This window comes from Amycolatopsis sp. NPDC114503 (assembly GCF_055633655.1).
In genome coordinates this window covers 211,654-227,768 of sequence record NZ_JBVKDT010000007.1, presented here as the reverse complement: position 1 = coordinate 227,768, position 16,115 = coordinate 211,654, and the positions used below count along the sequence as shown (strand labels likewise).

Below are 16,115 nucleotides of genomic sequence, written 5' to 3'. Positions count from 1 at the left end.
CGGGCATGAACGAGAAGATCCCGCACAAAGTCGGCGTCGACGGCCTTGCCGCCAAATGGGTACCGATGTGGGAACGCGAAGGCGTATACCGGTTCGACCGCGCGCGCCCGGACGTCTACTCGATCGACACGCCGCCGCTGACCGCGAGCGGATCGCTGCACATCGGGCACGTCTTCTCCTACACGCACACCGACGTTCTCGCGCGCTACCAACGGATGCGCGGGCGTTCGGTGTTCTACCCGGTCGGGTGGGACGACAACGGCCTGCCCACCGAACGCCGCGTGCAGAACCATTTCGGCGTGCGCTGCGAACCGACGCTGCCTTACGACCCGTCCTTCACCCCTCCGGAGAAACCCGGCAAGAACGCAATTCCGGTGTCGCGGCGCAATTTCGTGGAGCTGTGCCGTCAGCTGACCGAAACCGACGAGAAGGTGTTCGAGGAGGTCTGGCGGAGCATCGGGCTTTCGGTGGACTGGACGCTGGCGTACCAGACGATCGACCCAGCGACCACGGAAATCTCGCAGCGCGCGTTCCTGCGCAACCTCGCGCGAGGCGAGGCGTACCAATCCGAAGCCCCGACGCTGTGGGATGTCACCTTCCGCACCGCAGTCGCCCAGGCCGAGCTGGAAGACCGCGAACGTCCTGGCGCGTATCACGATCTCGCGTTCACCGGCGACGACGGCGAAGTGCTGATCTCCACTACCCGGCCCGAATTGCTGCCCGCGTGCGTCGCGCTCGTCGCGCATCCGGATGACGAGCGGTACCAAGGCCTTTTCGGGAAAACCGTGCGCACGCCGGTGTTCGGCGTCGAGGTGCCGGTGCACGCGCACCACCTCGCCGATCCGGAGAAGGGCACCGGCATCGCGATGGTGTGCACCTTCGGCGACACCACGGACGTCACCTGGTGGCGCGCGCTGCAGCTCGAAACGCGTCCGGTGCTGGGCCGCGACGGCCGGTTCCGCGCCGAGCCCCCGCACGGCGTTCCGGCGGACAAATATGCTCAGCTGGCGGGCAAGACTGTCCACACTGGACGCCAGATCGTGGTGGACCTCCTGCGGGAGGCGGGCGCGCTGCGCGGCGAGCCGAGGCCGATCACGCACCCGGTGAAGTTCTACGAAAAGGGCGACAAGCCACTGGAAATCGTCACCAGCCGCCAGTGGTACCTGCGCAACGGCGGCCGTGACGACGCCCTGCGCGCGAAACTGCTGGCGCGCGGCGAGGAGCTGAACTGGGTCCCGCCGCACATGCAGGTCCGCTACCGCAGCTGGGTCGAGGGCCTGACCAGCGACTGGCTGGTCAGCCGCCAGCGGTTCTTCGGCGTTCCGATCCCGGTCTGGTACCCGCTGGACGCCGCCGGCGAGCCGGACCACGACGCCGTCCTGGTGCCCGACGACGCGAACCTGCCGGTGGACCCGAGCACCGACGTTCCGCCGGGCTACACCGAGGAGCAGCGCGGCGTGCCGGGCGGTTTCGTCGCGGAGGCGGACGTGATGGACACCTGGGCGACGTCGTCGCTGACGCCGCAGATCGCCGGGCGCTGGAGCCTCGACGACGACCTGTTCCGCCGCGTCTTCCCGTTCTCGCTACGACCGCAGGCGCACGAGATCATCCGCACCTGGCTGTTCTCCACCGCGGTCCGCGCCGAGCTGGAGGAAGGCGTGCTGCCGTGGCGGGACGCGGTGATCTCCGGCTGGGTGCTCGACCCGGACCGCAAGAAGATGTCGAAGTCGGTCGGCAACGTCGTCACCCCGGCGGATCTGCTGGAACGGCACGGTTCCGACGCGGTGCGCTACTGGGCGGCGAGCGCGCGGCCGGGCGTGGACACGGCGGTCGACGAAGGCCAGATGAAGGTCGGGCGACGGCTGGCGACGAAGCTGTTGAACGTGAGCCGGTTCGTGCTCGGCCTCGGGATTCCCGCTGAGGAATCGGTCGCGACGGAGCCGCTGGACCGAGCTGTGCTCGCCGAGCTGGCGAAGGTGATCGAGGAAGCGACAGCCGCGTTCGAGGCGCTCGACCAGGCGCGTGCGTTGCAGGTGACGGAGACGTTCTTCTGGACGTTCTGCGACGACTACGTGGAGCTGGTGAAGGGCCGCGCGTACGGCGACCTCGGCGCGGAGGCAGCCGAGTCGGCACAGGTGGCGTTGCGGACCGTGCTGTCGGCGTTGGTGCGGATGTTCGCGCCGGTGCTGCCGTTCTCCGCGGAGGAGATCTGGTCCTGGTGGCACGAAGGTTCGGTGCACCAGGCGTCCTGGCCGACCGCGCCTGACGTCGACGGCGACGGCACGTTGCTGCCGCTGGCCGGTTCCGTGATCGCTGCCGTGCGCCGGGCCAAGACGGACGCGAAGGTGTCCATGCGGACCGCCGTCGAGACGCTGTCGGTCACCGCTCCGGCGGACGTGCTCGAAGGCTTCGCCGGAATCGCCGAGGACGTGCGGATCGCCGGGGTGGTGAACACCGTGACCACTCAGGAGGGCGAACTCTCGGTCGCGGTGACGATCAGCTGATCAAGCGCCCGCGGCGAGCCACCAGGCTTCGTCCAGCTCGCCGCGGGCCACGATCTCGGCCGGTCCGGTCAGCGTCGATTCGCCGCGTCCGACCGTGACCGACACCCGGCCGCCCGGGATGTCCACTGTGGACTCGCCGGTGTCCTTGCCCGCGAGGTGCAGCGAGGCGGCCACCGCGGCGACCGTGCCGGTGCCGCAGGCGCGCGTCTCCCCCACGCCGCGCTCGTGGACGCGCATCCGCAGCGCTCCCTCGCCGAGCACGTTGACGAACTCCAGGTTGACCCCGGCCGGGAACACGTCGTGGTCGAAATCGGGCTGGTCGCGCAGGTCGAGGCCGGCGATGTCGGTGTCGGTGACCGACACCAGGTGCGGGTTGCCGACGTTCACCGCGACCCCGGAAAACGGCTGCCCGGCCACCACGGTGACCGACGTGCCGGTGATCGCCGCCGGGCCCATCTGGACGGTGACCGAACGGTCCGGGTGCACGACGACCGGCCGGTCGCCCGCGCGGGTGCCGATGACGAACTCGCCGCCCTCGGCCAGCCCGGCGTCGACCAGGTAGCGCGCGAAAACGCGGGTGCCGTTGCCGCACATCTCGGCGATCGAACCGTCGGCGTTGCGGTAGTCCATGAACCACTCGCCCGCCGACTCTTCGCCGATCGCCGCCGAACGCACGACGCGCAACACGCCGTCCGCGCCGATGCCCCGCTGCCGGTCGCACAGCGCCGCGACTCGCGCGGGCGTGAGGTCGAGGCGGCCAGCCGCGTCAGGCAGCAGCACGAAGTCGTTCTGCGTGCCGTGGCCCTTGAGGAATTCGATGCCGCCCATGCGTCCAGGCTACTGGTCGAGCACGGCGAGGACCCGCGCGGCCAGGTCCGCCGATCCGCCGTCGAACCACTGGATCCGCTTGTCCCGCCGGAACCACGAACGCTGCCGCCGGACGAATCGGCGGGTGGCCTGCGCAGTCGCCGCCGCTGCCGCCGTGAAGTCGCCTTCGCCGTCCAGTTCGGCCAGCACCTGCTGGTAGCCGAGCGCGCGCGAAGCGGTTTTCCCGTCCCGCAAACCGCGGCCGAGCAACGCCCGTACCTCGTCGACGAGACCGCCCTCGAACATCCGCTCCACCCGCAGGTCGACGCGCTCGTCCAGTTCGGCGATCTCGCGGTCGACCCCGATCAGCACGGTGTCCCAGCGCGCCGGGCCCGGCTTCGGCAGGTTCGCCGAGAACGGCTCGCCGGTGATCTCGATGACCTCCAGCGCACGCACGATCCGGCGGGTGTTCGTGGGCAGGATCGCCGCCGCGGCGACCGGGTCGCGCTCCCCCAGCCGGGCGTAGAGCGCGGCGGTGCCGAGTTCGGCGGCCTCTTCGTCGAGCCGGGCGCGCACCGCGGGGTCGGTGCCGGGGAAACGGAGGTCGTCCAGGACCGCTTGCACATACAGTCCCGAGCCGCCGGTGAGCACCGGAACCCGGCCCGCGGCGAGAATCCGCTCGATCGTGCTGCGGGCATCACGCTGATAGGCGGCGACCGACGCGGTCTCGGTCACGTCGAGTACGTCCAGCAGGTGGTGCGGGACCCCTCTGCGTTCTTGCATAGTCGCCTTGGCGGTACCGATGTCCATGCCGCGGTAGAGCTGGAGCGCGTCGGCGTTCACCACCTCGCCGTCCAGCGCCAGCGCGAGCTCGACGGCCAGTGCCGTCTTCCCGGTGGCAGTGGGGCCGACGACGGCTACCGGACGGGGCCGTTGAGCTGGGCTGATCACGCCGGTGAACGGTACCCGGCGGGGGCGGGACGCGGGCACGGAGCGTCAAGGAGAAGTAGGATCAACGCTTTCGGGCGGCTCACCCAGTACCACGGCGCGCGCTGAGCTGCTTGAATGCCGCTGGGGCCCCATGCCCCCGGCAGAGCACGACAACAGCGCAACCCGGCCCCGCTCACGCGGCGGGGCGCCCGCAGCCGCGGGCGTACAGGCGATAAGGAGCCTGCGATGGCCCAGGAGAACACGTCCCCCGGCACCCCGGCACCGCACCCGGTGCCGCACGCGCACGGCGCCGGCCATGCCGCGCCTCCGGTGCCGCCCGCCGAGCCCGCCCCCGCCACCTGGGGCCGGGTCGACGGGGAAGGCACCGTTTACGTCTTCACCGCCGACGGCGAACGCGAGGTCGGGGTCTGGCAGGCAGGCACGCCCGAGGAAGGCCTGCTGCACTACGCACGCCGCTTCGACGACGTGCGCACCGAGGTCGAACTGCTCGAAACGCGGCTGAACTCCGGAGCGGGAGACCCGAAGCACGCGCTCTCGAGCGCCACCCAGATCCGCGACGGGCTCGGCGAGGCGGCCGTGGTCGGCGACCTCAAAGCGCTCGCCGCGCGGCTCGAGTTCGTGATCGGGCTGGCGGAGAAGGCGCTGGTCAACGTCAAGCACGAGCGCGAGGAAGCCCGGGCCGCGGCGGTCGCGCGCAAGCAGACGCTGGCCGACGAGGCGGAGAAGATCGCCGCCGACTCCACGCAGTGGAAGGCCGCGGGCGACCGGCTGCGCGCGATCCTCGACGAGTGGAAGACGGTCAAGGGCGTCGACCGCAAGACCGACGACGAGCTGTGGAAGCGGTTCTCGAAGGCGCGCGAGGCGTTCAACCGCCGCCGCGGCTCGCACTTCGCCGAACTGGACAAGCAGCGGGCGAGCGCGAAGCAGCGCAAGGAAGAGCTGATCGCCGAGGCCGAGTCGATCGCCGATTCGGACGACTGGGGCGCCACCGCGGGCCGGTACAAGGACCTGATGGCCGAGTGGAAGGCCGCCGGACGCGCGCCGAAGGACAGCGACGAGGCGCTGTGGCAGCGGTTCCGCGCGGCGCAGGACGCGTTCTTCGCCCGCCGCTCGGCCGTGTTCTCCGAGCGCGACGCGGAGTTCGCCGGCAACGCCCAGCGCAAGGAAGAGCTGCTGGTCGAGGCCGAGAAGATCGACGTGGCGGCCAACCTCGAGGCGGCCAAGTCGGCGCTGCGCCGGATCCAGGAGCAGTGGGACGAGATCGGCAAGGTCCCGCGCGAGCGCATCCGAGAACTGGACGGCCGGCTCAAGGCGGTGCAGGACGCGGTGAAGTCGGCCGAGGACAGCCGCTGGCGCCGCACGGACCCGGAGGCGCAGGCGCGCGCCGCGCAGTTCCGGGAACGGGTCGAGCAGTTCGAATCGCAGGCCGCGAAGGCCAGGGCCGCCGGGGACGAGCGGCGGGCGAAGAAGGCTGATGAGCAGGCTGCTCAGTGGCGGGAATGGATGGAGGCCGCGGAAGCCGCGGTCGCGGATCGCTGATATTTCCCGAAACGGCCGGTACCGCTCGGTACCGGCCGTTTTCGCTGTCGGCCAAAGTCCGTGAGGGGAACCCTGAGGGAATCAGAGTCCGTGAGGGTTCCCTTCACGGACGTTTGCCGGGAGCGGTCAATTGCGGGAGAAGGCGGTGCGCATCCAGAGGGTGGCGAGAACGATCGTCGCGATCCACGCCACGATCATCCCGATTCCCGGCCCGTCCCCCGCCGCTCCGCTGGCGTGCGCGGACTGCTGCGACCAGATCGCCAGCAGGCCGTCGACCGAGGCGAACCAGCCGCCCGCGGCGCAGCACCACGCGACCCACCAGCGCCGCGACACGAGTGCGACCGCGCCGATGAACACGCCGACACCAGTGGACGTCACGGCGAACAACTGCGGGACCCCGCCCGCCTCGCCTGCCAGCGTCTCCCAGCCCGCGCGGCCCTGGGCCCACGGCAGGATCTGGGCCACGAGCAGCACGAACATCAGCACCGAGATCGTGAAACCACGCCTGCCCAGCTCGACCGTGCGCGCGGCACGGCGGCCCGCGTCGTCGATCTCGTCGCTGAGGCGCCGGTCGACCTCGGCCGGCGTTCCCGGTTCGCTCATCCTGCACACCCACTCACCGGGGCAGGCTGCGCCGCCGGGGCTCCGAAGCCCGGCAGTCCCAGGGTGACCCCGCTCGTCTTGGGCCGAAGACCGGCTTCGGCGTTGTCGCCCGCTCGCGTGCGGCGATGCGTCAGGAGGTCGCCGTCGGCCACAAGGTGGTGCGGCGCGCCGTAGCTGATCACCGTCTCCACGACGTCGCCCGGCCGGACCGAGCGGTCGACAACCGAACCGGACGGCGTGAAGTGCACCAGCCGTCCGTCGCGGGCGCGCCCGCTCATCCGGTGCGTTTCGGCGTCCTTGCGGCCCTCGCCCGCGGCGACCAGCAGCTCGACCCGGCGGCCGACCAGCTTGCGGTTCTCTTCCCAGGAGATCTCGTTCTGCAGCTCGACCAGCCGGTCGTAGCGCTCCTGCACGACCGCCTTCGGCAGCTGGTCCGCCATCTCGGCGGCGGGCGTGCCGGGACGCTTCGAGTACTGGAAGGTGAACGCGCTGGAGAACCGCGCGGCGCGGACGACGTCGAGGGTCGCCTGGAAGTCTTCCTCGGTCTCGCCGGGGAAACCGACGATGATGTCGGTGGTGATGGCGGCGTCCGGCATCTTGGCGCGGACCTCGTCGAGAATGTTGAGGAACCGCGTCGACCGGTACGACCGGCGCATCTCGCGCAGCACCCGGTCCGAACCGGACTGCAGCGGCATGTGCAGCTGGTGGCAGACGTTCGGCGTCTCGGCCATCGCGTCGATGACGTCCGAGGTGAACGCGGCCGGATGCGGCGAGGTGAACCGCACGCGCTCCAGTCCGTCGATCCCGCCGGTGGCGCGCAGCAGCTTGCCGAACGCGAGCCGGTCGCCGAACTCGACGCCGTAGGAGTTCACGTTCTGGCCCAGCAGGGTCACCTCGAGCACGCCCTCGGCGACCAGCGCCTCGACCTCGGCGAGAATCTCGCCGGGACGCCGGTCGCGCTCCTTGCCGCGCAGCGACGGCACGATGCAGAACGTGCAGGTGTTGTTGCAGCCCACCGAAACCGACACCCAGCTCGCGTAGGACGATTCGCGGCGCGCGGGCAGCGTGGACGGGAACGTCTCGAGCGATTCGAGGATTTCGACCTCGGCCTCGGCGTTGTGCCGCGCGCGCTCCAGCAGCGTCGGCAGCGAGCCGATGTTGTGCGTCCCGAAGACGACGTCGACCCACGGCGCGCGCTTGACGATGTCGCCGCGGTCCTTCTGCGCGAGACAGCCGCCGACGGCGATCTGCATGTCCGGATTGGCGATCTTGTCCGGGCGGAGGTGCCCGAGGGTGCCGTAGAGCTTGTTGTCCGCGTTCTCCCGCACGGCGCAGGTGTTGAACACGACCAGATCCGGCTTCGACGGCCCCGCGGCGGGGACGTAGCCGGCTTCCTCGAGCTGCCCGGCGAGCCGTTCGGAGTCGTGCACGTTCATCTGGCAGCCGAACGTGCGGATCTGGTACGTTTTCGCGTTCATCGCACTCCAGCCTAAACCCCGTGGCCCGAGCCGGACCCGGCACCCGCCTGCCGGGCGTTATGCGGCGGTGCCCGCGATCTGGCTCACGCGGCATTCCGGTAATCGGGAAATGTGCCGTTGACCGGGAACGGAAATGCACCGAACCGGCCATCGCAGAACAATACCGCCGGAATTTTCTCTATTGTTTTCCGCGCGCTCCCGAAGATAAGATCACCGCCATTGTTCCGAATCGGACCGCCGCCGCTCTGGAGGAAAAGTGCGCAAGGTTTTCGCCTGCTCCGCGGCTGCTGTCGCGAGCACGCTCGCCGTCGCGGCCCTGGCCGCCGCCCCGGTCACCGCGGCCCCGGCTCCCCGCTCGGTCACCTGGTCGGCCGACCCGGCCGACGGCGCCAAGGCGTTCAACTCGGTCCAGTGCGCCGACGGCCACTTCAAGACCGCGACGGACGCCGCGAAGGGCAAAGTGTTCGTCGCCGAGCAGCTCGCGAAGGAGGAACGCTGCGAGACGGTCGGCCCTGACCTCGAAGCGGGCAAGACCTTCTACCTCGGCTGGTCGTCGAAGTACCGCATCACCGACTCCACCAGCCGTTACGTGTTCCAGCTGAAATGCAGCCCGAGCACCGGCACCGCGAACCACCCGATCGTCCTCAAGATCTCCGGCGGCAGGCTCCAGCTGGAGGACTGGACGACAGACCACACGAGCATCAAGCTCTGGGACGCGCCGGTCTCGAACGACCAGTGGCACGACATCGCCTTCCGGATCTCGACCGACCGCACCAAGGGCACGATCCAGTTCTGGTTCGACGGCAAGCGGCAGACGTTCTCCGACGGGTCGACCACCTTCACCGGCACCACGATCGACGGAGACCGCAACTACCTGAAGTGGGGCGTCTACCACCAGGCCGACGAGACGGCGACGCAATGGTTCAGCAAGATCCGGATGGGCACGAGCCTGACCGACGTCACCGGCTGACCTCTGGCACCATCGCCCCATGCGATGGAGGCTGACGCTGGCGCTGGCAGTGCTCATGGTGCTGCTGAGCGGGTGCGGGCCGAGCTTCGCGAACCTGCACCTGCGCGTCGCGGCCGGGTCGGTGGGCGGCGTCTACCACGACCTCGCCGGGCCGCTGGCGTCGTCGTGGGCGAGCGAACTCGGCATCGAGACGCCCGAGGTGCTCGCCACCCAGGGGTCGCGCGACAACCTCAACCGAGTGCTTTCCGGGGGCGCGGACGTCGCGTTCGTCGCCGCGGACCTGGCCGCGGACGCGGCGGCCGCGCACCCCGGCAAGCTCGCCGCGCTGGCCCGCATCCACGACGACTACCTGCACATCGTCGTCCGCAAGGACTCGCCCTACAACGCGGTGCCGATGCTGCGCGGCCGCCACATCGCGGTGGGCTCGCCGGAGTCCGGCGTCGAGTACATCGCCGACCGGGTGCTGCAGGTCGCCGGGCTGAAAGGCGCGGTCACGGTCGACCAGCTGAGCCTGGAGGATTCGCTCACCGCGCTGGCCAACCGCAAGATCGACGCGATGTTCTGGTCCGGCGGGCTGCCGACGCCGCTCATCACCGAGTACAACCGCAAGGTCGGCCTGCGACTGCTCGACATGTCCTCGCTGATGCCGGGCATGCAGCGGTTCAGCCCGGTGTACGGCACCGCGACCATCCCCGGCAGCACCTATGACCAGGGCGGACCGGTCACGACGCTGGTCGTGCCGAACTTCCTGGTCGTGCCCACCTCGATGTCCGCCGACGTCGCGGAAGCGCTCACGAAGGGCCTGTACGACGCCCGCCCGGCGCTCGCGGCGGTCAACCGGGCGGCGCTGTCGATCGACGTGCATCCGGGGATCGAGACAGGGCCGTTGCCGCTGCATCCCGGGGCGTTGGCGTATTACCGCGCGGAGAAGGTCTAGATCGACGCCTGGGCACGTCCAGCGGTGACCCCCGATCAGCCACCGGAGCGAAAACCTCGACACTCATCAGCCCGCCACCGGAAAGTCCATCGCGATCCGCAACCCGCCGCCCTCGGGCAGAGACAACTGAATCTCGCCATCGGAATGCCGCACGATCTCGGTCACGATCGCCAGCCCCAACCCCGACCCCGGCACGTTCTGATGCGCCGTGCTCCGCCAGAACCGGTCGACCGCCCGCTCCAGTTCGTCCTCTCGCAGACCAGGACCGTGGTCGCGAACCGAAACCGTCACCCGGTCCTCGACAACGCTCGCGGCCACCTCCACCGAGGTCCCGGAAGGGCTGAACTTGAGCGCGTTGTCCAGCAAAGCGTCGAGCACGACCTCCAGCCCACGCGGCGGCACGAGCACCCGCGCGCCGTTGACGTCCACCGCGCTCTCCAACGCGACCTCACGAGCCGCTCCGACCACCGACCAGTCCGCGACGCGATCGGCGATCACCTCGGCGAGGTCTTCGGAGACCAGCTCGCCGCCCGCGGCTTCGGCGCGGGCCATCGACAGCAACTCGTCGAGGATCTGGTTCAGCCGCTTGGCGTCCACCTGCGCCGCTTCGAGATCGGCGGCCGCGGTTTCGTCGGTCACCTGGCCGTCGAGATTGCCCAGCCGGATCTTCAACGCCGTCAACGGATTGCGCAGCTGATGCGAGGCGTCGGCGACGAACGCGCGCTGCGCGGCCAGCGCTTCCGACACGCTCGCCGCCATCCGGTCGAACGACCGTCCCAGCTGCCGCAGCTCCGGCGGCCCGCCGCTCTCCCCCACCGGCTCTGCTTCCCGGCCGCTGACCACGGACGCGACCAGCGCGCCCGTCGCCTCGTCCAGCCTTCGGACCGGGCGCAGCGTCCAGCGCACCACCGGCAGCGCGACGAGCAGCGCGAGCCCGAACGCGACCAGCGCGCACGCGGCCAGCAGCAACCACTGCCACAGCAACTGGGTGCGGATGTGATCGGTCGCGGACTCCGTGACCACCGCGCCGCGCACCTCGCCGTCGATGAGGATCGGCTCGGCCAGCACCAGCGGTTTGCTCGTCCACGGCATCAGCAGCGGCCCGGCTTCGGGCGGACGGGCGGCGAGCGCCTCGTTCACCGGCACCCGGATCGCGGCCCGGTCGACGCGCCGGGCGTCGGTGCCGCCGGGCGAGCTCAGCACCGGGTCGCCGTCCTGGTTCACCACGACCACCTTCACGCCGTACACCTCGGTGTAGCGGCGCAGTTCGGGCTCCAGCCTGCCGAGCTGGTTGTCGAGCAGCGGGCGCTGGGCGAGCGAGGCGAACCGCGAGGTGTCGGTGAGCCGGTCGAGGAAGAGCTTCTGCTGAAGGCTGCTCGCGATGCTCAGCGCGAGCGGGATGCCGAGCCCGAACACGAGCAGCGCGACGAGCGTGACGACGATGCCCTGCAGCCGGACGCGCACCGGTCAGTCCCGTCCGCTGCCCAGCCGGTAGCCGACGCCGCGCACCGTCTCGATCAGCGCCGGTCGGCCGAGTTTGGTGCGCAGGGTGGCGACATGTACGTCCAGCGAACGACTCTCGGCCGCGCCGCGGTGCCCCCACACCTCGTTCAGCACCTGCTCGCGCGAACACACCGCGCCGCCGGCCGCCGCGACCAGCGCGAGCACCTGGAACTCCTTGCGGGACAACGCGATCGGCTCGCCGGAGACCAGCACCTCGTGCCGGGAGAGGTCGATCCGGACGTCGCCGACCTCGACCACCGGCACCGTCGGCGTGGGCCGTTCGGTGCGCCGCCTGCGCACCGCTTCGACGCGCGCGAGCAGCTCCTCCACGTCGTACGGCTTGACCAGGTAGTCGTCGGCGCCGGCGCGCAGGCCGTGCACGCGGTCGTTCACCTCGCCGCGCGCGGACACGACGATCACCGCGACGTCGCTGACCGCCCGGATCTGGCGGCAGAGCACCACGCCGTCGACGTCGGGAAGGCCAAGGTCGAGGAGGATCACGTCGACGTCGTGGACCCGGTCGAGCACGCCGGCCCCGGACGGCAGCCGCTGCATGGTGAGGCCCCGGCGGACCAGCGCGGGGACGAGCGCGCCCGCGACCCGGTCGTCGTCTTCCACCAGCAGCACGCGCACGCTTCAGCCTCCCCGGTGATCCCGACCACGTTAGCCGGACTTTAGGGCGCCACGCCCCGCGGACACGGTGCGTGGCGGCCGCCACAGTCCCGACTAGGCTGAAAGCCGCCACGACGGCCGCATCCGATACGTAGTTGAAACCCTAAGTATTGCTCAAGCCGTCTTTACAACAGATGTCCCGGTAGTAGGTTTCCGCAAGCGTTGCGGAACCCCGGTTCCGCGGACGCCGACGACCAACGGAGCTCTGGAGGCCACGATGACCACCGAGGTGGCGACGCCGATGATCAAGGCGGCCGCCGTGAACAAGTACTTCGGCGAGCTGCACGTGCTGCGCGAGATCACCCTCGAGGTGCCGCGCGGCCAGGTCGTCGTCGTGCTCGGGCCCTCCGGGTCGGGCAAGTCGACGCTGTGCCGCGCGATCAACCGGCTCGAGCCGATCAACTCCGGCGAGATCGCCGTCGACGGCGTGCCGCTGCCCGCCGAGGGCAAGGCGCTCGCCGCGCTGCGCGCCGACGTCGGCATGGTCTTCCAGCAGTTCAACCTCTTCGCGCACAAGACGATCCTCGAGAACGTCATGCTCGCGCCGACGAAGGTGCGCAAGACCGCGCAGGCCGAGGCCCGCAAGACCGCGATGGAACTGCTCGAGCGCGTCGGCATCGCGAACCAGGCCGACAAGTACCCGGCGCAGCTGTCCGGCGGCCAGCAGCAGCGCGTGGCGATCGCCCGCGCGCTCGCGATGAAGCCCAAGGTGATGCTGTTCGACGAGCCCACTTCGGCGCTGGACCCGGAAATGGTCCAGGAGGTGCTGGACGTGATGACCGGGCTGGCGAAGGACGGCATGACCATGCTCGTGGTCACGCACGAGATGGGCTTCGCCCGGCGCGCCGCCGACCGCGTCCTGTTCATGGCCGACGGCGAGATCGTCGAGGACACGACGCCGGAGGAGTTCTTCACCAAGCCGAAGTCCGACCGCGCGAAGGACTTCCTCGGCAAGATCCTGACCCACTGACCCGTTCGGGGGAATCCCCCGGCGCCCCGCGGCCGAGATGGCTGTAATCGGCCGTGTCCACCGGCGCTAACCCCGACCGGTACCGACGTTCCCGGACAGATTTTTCCCGGACAGATATTGGAGAGACTGACATGAGGATCCGCACCCTCGCGGCCGCTCTGCTCGCCGGCGGGCTGCTGCTCACCGCCTGCGGCAAGGAAGGCACCCCGGCCGGTTCCGGCGGGGACTCCAACACCAACGCCGCGGCGCTGCCGACCTACGAGGTCGCCAAGGACGTCAAGCTCGACGGCTCGCCGGTGTTCACGAAGATCAAGAACGCGGGCGCGATCACCATCGGCGTCAAGGACGACCAGCCCGAGCTGGGCCAGAAGGACCCGAAGACCGGCAAGTTCCAGGGCTTCGACATCGAGATCGCCCGGATGGTCGCGGCGGGCCTCGGCGTCAGCGAGGACAAGATCAAGTTCACGACGGTCGACTCGGCCGCCCGCGAGCAGGCCATCTCCAACGGCCAGGTCGACCTCTACGTCGGCACCTACACCATCAGCGACAAGCGCAAGAAGCTCGTGTCGTTCGCCGGCCCGTACTTCCAGGCCGGGCAGGACCTGCTGGTGCGCGCCGACGACAACTCGATCACCGGGCCGGAGACGCTGAAGGGCAAGAAGGTCTGCTCGGTCACCGGGTCGACCCCGATCCAGCGCGTGCGCGAGAAGCAGCTGACCGACCAGATCGTCGAGTTCCAGAAGTACTCGCAGTGCGTGGAGAAGCTGAGCACCAAGGACGTCGACGCGGTCACCACCGACGACGCGATCCTCAAGGGCTACGCGGCGCAGGACAAGGACAGCTTCAAGGTCGTCGGCAAGCCGTTCTCGAAGGAGCCCTACGGCATCGGCCTGAACAAGGACGACAAGGTGCTGCGCGACAAGATCAACGACCTGCTGCAGGCCGCCGAGACCAACGGCACCTGGAAGAAGATCTACGACGCCACCCTCGGCAAGTCCGGCGCGCCCGCGACGCCGCCGGCCATCGAGCGGTACTGACCTGATCCGGCGGCCGGTGGGCGAAGCTTTCGCCCACCGGCCGCCGCACACCCACTATCGGCACACGGACGCGGGGAAGGCTCCATGGACGTCCTGCTCGACAATCTGGACCTCTTCGGTCCGTTCTTTCTCAGCACGATCGAACTGTTCCTGATCGCGGGAGCGTGCAGCCTGGTGCTGGGCACGATCCTCGCGATGCTGCGGGTGAGCCCGGTCCCGATGCTGCGCGCGATCGGCACGACCTACGTCACCGTCCTGCGCAACACGCCGCTGACGCTGGTGTTCGCGTTCCTCGTGTTCGCCTACCCGCTGCTCGACATCGTCAAGATCGACTACTTCCCGACCGCCGCGGTGGCGCTGACGATCTACACGTCGGCGTTCATCTGCGAGGTCGTGCGCTCGGGCATCAACACGGTGCCGATCGGCCAGGCCGAGGCGGGCCGCGCGCTGGGCCTGTCGTCCGGGCAGATCCTCGGCGGCATCGTCCTCCCGCAGGCGCTGCGGTCAGTGGTGCCGCCGCTCGTCAGCATGCTCATCGCGCTGCTGAAGAACACGACGATCGCCAGCGGGTTCTCGGTCGCCGAGGCCGGCGCGATCCGGCAGTACGTGTCCGAACGAGGCGACAACCAGATGGTCGCGCTGCTGTGGGTGGCGCTCGGCTTCATCATCCTCGTGTCGGTGCTGTCGCTCGTGCAGCGCAGCCTGGAGAAGCGCTGGAGCGTGGCCCGATGAGCACGGTTCTTTTCGACACCCCGGGCCCGAAAGCGCGGATGCGGCACCGGATTTACGCGGTGCTCGGCATCCTGGTGGTCGCGGCGCTGATCGCGTTCGTGGTCTTCCGCTTCATCGACAGCGGCCAGTTCTCCGGCCGCAAATGGGAGTGGCTGCAGTACTCCCAGGTGCAGAGCGACCTCGCGACCGCCGTGCTGGCGACGGTGAAGGCGTTCGCGCTGGGCGCGGTGCTGGCCATCGTGTTCGGCGCGGTGTTCGCCGCCGGACGGCTGTCCGACCACGCGTGGATCCGCGGGATCTGCACGTTCGTCGTGGAGTTCTTCCGCGCGATCCCGCTGCTGATCCTGATGTTCCTGTTCTACTACGGCCTCCCGACCCTCGGCGTGGACACGTCGCCGCTGTTCGCGGTGGTGCTCGGCCTGACGCTGTACAACGGCTCGGTGCTGGCGGAGGTGTTCCGCGCGGGCATCCAGTCGCTGCCGAAGGGCCAGAGCGAAGCCGCGTACGCGCTCGGCATGCGCAAGACCCAGGTGATGTTCACGGTCCTGCTGCCGCAGGCTCTGCGCGCGATGCTGCCGACGATCATCAGCCAGCTGGTGGTGCTGCTCAAGGACACCGCGCTCGGCTTCCTCGTGACGTACCCGGAACTGCTGTACTACGCCCGCTACATCGGCAGCCAGGGCGACTTCGGCCGCCCGATCGTCCCGTCGACCCTCGTGGCCGCCGCGATCTACATCGCGATGTGCCTGCTGCTGACCGCGCTCGCGACGTACCTCGAACGCCGCAACCGCCGCAGCAAGAAGCACATCGACACCGGGGCCAAGGACGCTGTGGAACTCACCACCGCGGCCACTGGCGGCCTGCGCGGAGGCCCTTTCTGACGGTTCGTTCGTCTTTCGCTTGAAGCCCCTGGCGCTGCTTTCGTTGCGGCGCTGGGGGTTTCTTGTTTCAGCCGTGTGCTGTGGGGTGGCGTGGCTGGTACAGCGGTAAGACGCTGCCGCTGGGCAAGCGGATCGATGCTCGTGTGCCCCACGCTGCCGTGGTCGGCTCACCGGCTACTTCGGCTCCCTTTTCGGTGAGCTGCTGGACTGTTTCGTCGAGGTTGTCGCACATCAGGTAGAACTCCTGCTGCGGTTCTCCTTCGGTTGGGTGTACTGCTAGTTCTGTTGGGGGCAAACGGAAAATGAGCCAGCCGTCGCCTGCGTCTACGTGACCTAGGTCTAGGACGTCTCGCAGGAATTCGCGGTCTGCTGCTGCGTTTTTGCTGTAGAGGATCACGTGGGCGCCGGTGATCATGGTTCTGTCCTTTCGGGAAGTTGTTTCAGGGCAACGGGAATCGTTTCTTTGCGGGGTCGAGCCGATCGAGTGATGCCGTCCGGTCGCGGGGCCTGCTAACGTTGGTTTCATCAAAG

At 69.5% G+C, this 16,115-nt stretch carries 15 protein-coding genes; 8 read left to right on the top strand and 7 right to left on the bottom strand.

Going from position 1 to position 16,115, the window contains the following annotated elements; all coding sequences use genetic code 11:
• Positions 1-5 precede the first annotated feature (5 nt).
• Complete coding sequence (valS, locus tag ACZ7OI_RS29260; RefSeq protein ID WP_470267358.1) at positions 6-2,504, top strand: valine--tRNA ligase; 2,499 nt, start codon at positions 6-8, stop codon at positions 2,502-2,504.
• Here the strand turns inward: valS and dapF are convergent, their stop codons facing one another.
• Together dapF and miaA are read right to left on the bottom strand one after the other, a co-directional pair.
• Complete coding sequence (gene dapF / locus ACZ7OI_RS29255) at positions 2,505-3,332, bottom strand: diaminopimelate epimerase (protein WP_470267357.1); 828 nt, start codon at positions 3,330-3,332, stop codon at positions 2,505-2,507.
• 9 nt (positions 3,333-3,341) lie between these two features.
• On the bottom strand, positions 3,342-4,262 hold the full coding sequence (gene miaA, locus ACZ7OI_RS29250) for a tRNA (adenosine(37)-N6)-dimethylallyltransferase MiaA (protein WP_470267356.1): 921 nt from the start codon (positions 4,260-4,262) through the stop codon (positions 3,342-3,344).
• Between the two features lie 225 nt (positions 4,263-4,487).
• Here miaA and ACZ7OI_RS29245 point away from each other — a divergent pair, with 225 nt between their 5' ends.
• A complete protein-coding gene (locus tag ACZ7OI_RS29245; protein WP_344267962.1) occupies positions 4,488-5,801 on the top strand; it encodes a DUF349 domain-containing protein in 1,314 nt (437 codons plus the stop codon).
• A gap of 126 nt (positions 5,802-5,927) precedes the next feature.
• On the opposite strand, the gene ACZ7OI_RS29240 is transcribed toward ACZ7OI_RS29245, so the two are convergent.
• Together ACZ7OI_RS29240 and miaB are read right to left on the bottom strand one after the other, a co-directional pair.
• Positions 5,928-6,404 (bottom strand): Rv2732c family membrane protein, encoded by a 477-nt coding sequence (locus ACZ7OI_RS29240; protein ID WP_470267355.1) that lies wholly within the window; start codon positions 6,402-6,404, stop codon positions 5,928-5,930.
• The gene (gene miaB / locus ACZ7OI_RS29235) at positions 6,401-7,882 is read right to left on the bottom strand and encodes a tRNA (N6-isopentenyl adenosine(37)-C2)-methylthiotransferase MiaB (RefSeq protein ID WP_470267354.1); all 1,482 of its coding nucleotides are present in this window, start codon (positions 7,880-7,882) and stop codon (positions 6,401-6,403) included. The genes ACZ7OI_RS29240 and miaB overlap by 4 nt, the downstream gene beginning before the upstream one ends.
• 256 nt (positions 7,883-8,138) lie before the next feature.
• On the opposite strand from miaB, the gene ACZ7OI_RS29230 reads away from it, so the two are divergent.
• Both ACZ7OI_RS29230 and ACZ7OI_RS29225 read left to right on the top strand, forming a co-directional pair.
• On the top strand, positions 8,139-8,852 hold the full coding sequence (locus ACZ7OI_RS29230) for a heparin lyase I family protein (protein ID WP_470267353.1): 714 nt from the start codon (positions 8,139-8,141) through the stop codon (positions 8,850-8,852).
• 19 nt (positions 8,853-8,871) lie between these two features.
• A complete protein-coding gene (locus ACZ7OI_RS29225; protein WP_470267352.1) occupies positions 8,872-9,789 on the top strand; it encodes a TAXI family TRAP transporter solute-binding subunit in 918 nt (305 codons plus the stop codon).
• 66 nt (positions 9,790-9,855) lie between these two features.
• Here ACZ7OI_RS29225 and ACZ7OI_RS29220 read toward each other — a convergent pair whose 3' ends face one another.
• Complete coding sequence (locus ACZ7OI_RS29220) at positions 9,856-11,253, bottom strand: ATP-binding protein (protein WP_470267351.1); 1,398 nt, start codon at positions 11,251-11,253, stop codon at positions 9,856-9,858.
• A 3-nt stretch (positions 11,254-11,256) separates the two neighbouring features.
• On the bottom strand, positions 11,257-11,925 hold the full coding sequence (locus ACZ7OI_RS29215; RefSeq protein WP_470267350.1) for a response regulator transcription factor: 669 nt from the start codon (positions 11,923-11,925) through the stop codon (positions 11,257-11,259).
• 280 nt (positions 11,926-12,205) lie between these two features.
• On the opposite strand from ACZ7OI_RS29215, the gene ACZ7OI_RS29210 reads away from it, so the two are divergent.
• The 4 genes from ACZ7OI_RS29210 to ACZ7OI_RS29195 all read left to right on the top strand — a co-directional run bounded on the left by ACZ7OI_RS29210 (position 12,206) and on the right by ACZ7OI_RS29195 (position 15,584).
• Positions 12,206-12,934, top strand: a complete 729-nt coding sequence (locus tag ACZ7OI_RS29210) for an amino acid ABC transporter ATP-binding protein (RefSeq protein ID WP_370940523.1) — start codon at positions 12,206-12,208, stop codon at positions 12,932-12,934.
• Positions 12,935-13,065: 131 nt separating this feature from the next.
• A complete protein-coding gene (locus ACZ7OI_RS29205) occupies positions 13,066-13,971 on the top strand; it encodes a glutamate ABC transporter substrate-binding protein (protein WP_470267349.1) in 906 nt (301 codons plus the stop codon).
• A gap of 84 nt (positions 13,972-14,055) precedes the next feature.
• Entirely contained in the window at positions 14,056-14,703 is a 648-nt protein-coding gene (locus ACZ7OI_RS29200) for an amino acid ABC transporter permease (RefSeq protein ID WP_470267348.1), read from the top strand.
• A complete protein-coding gene (locus ACZ7OI_RS29195; protein ID WP_470267347.1) occupies positions 14,700-15,584 on the top strand; it encodes an amino acid ABC transporter permease in 885 nt (294 codons plus the stop codon). Before ACZ7OI_RS29200 ends, ACZ7OI_RS29195 begins: the two co-directional genes overlap by 4 nt.
• A gap of 67 nt (positions 15,585-15,651) precedes the next feature.
• On the opposite strand, the gene ACZ7OI_RS29190 is transcribed toward ACZ7OI_RS29195, so the two are convergent.
• Positions 15,652-15,999 carry a VOC family protein gene (locus ACZ7OI_RS29190; RefSeq protein WP_470267346.1) on the bottom strand — a complete coding sequence of 116 codons (348 nt, stop codon included), beginning with the start codon at positions 15,997-15,999 and terminating at the stop codon, positions 15,652-15,654.
• Between the last annotated feature and the right edge of the window lie 116 nt (positions 16,000-16,115).

Excerpts from the sequence above, each read along its gene's own strand:
- ACZ7OI_RS29240 (WP_470267355.1), bottom strand. The coding sequence starts at position 6,404 with ATGAGCGAACCGGGAACGCCGGCCGAGGTCGACCGGCGCCTCAGCGAC.
- valS (WP_470267358.1), top strand. The coding sequence starts at position 6 with ATGAACGAGAAGATCCCGCACAAAGTCGGCGTCGACGGCCTTGCCGCC.
- ACZ7OI_RS29205 (WP_470267349.1), top strand. The coding sequence starts at position 13,066 with ATGAGGATCCGCACCCTCGCGGCCGCTCTGCTCGCCGGCGGGCTGCTG.
- dapF (WP_470267357.1), bottom strand. The coding sequence starts at position 3,332 with ATGGGCGGCATCGAATTCCTCAAGGGCCACGGCACGCAGAACGACTTC.
- ACZ7OI_RS29225 (WP_470267352.1), top strand. The coding sequence starts at position 8,872 with ATGCGATGGAGGCTGACGCTGGCGCTGGCAGTGCTCATGGTGCTGCTG.
- ACZ7OI_RS29245 (WP_344267962.1), top strand. The coding sequence starts at position 4,488 with ATGGCCCAGGAGAACACGTCCCCCGGCACCCCGGCACCGCACCCGGTG.
- ACZ7OI_RS29210 (WP_370940523.1), top strand. The coding sequence starts at position 12,206 with ATGATCAAGGCGGCCGCCGTGAACAAGTACTTCGGCGAGCTGCACGTG.
- miaB (WP_470267354.1), bottom strand. The coding sequence starts at position 7,882 with ATGAACGCGAAAACGTACCAGATCCGCACGTTCGGCTGCCAGATGAAC.
- ACZ7OI_RS29200 (WP_470267348.1), top strand. The coding sequence starts at position 14,056 with ATGGACGTCCTGCTCGACAATCTGGACCTCTTCGGTCCGTTCTTTCTC.
- ACZ7OI_RS29190 (WP_470267346.1), bottom strand. The coding sequence starts at position 15,999 with ATGATCACCGGCGCCCACGTGATCCTCTACAGCAAAAACGCAGCAGCA.
- ACZ7OI_RS29195 (WP_470267347.1), top strand. The coding sequence starts at position 14,700 with ATGAGCACGGTTCTTTTCGACACCCCGGGCCCGAAAGCGCGGATGCGG.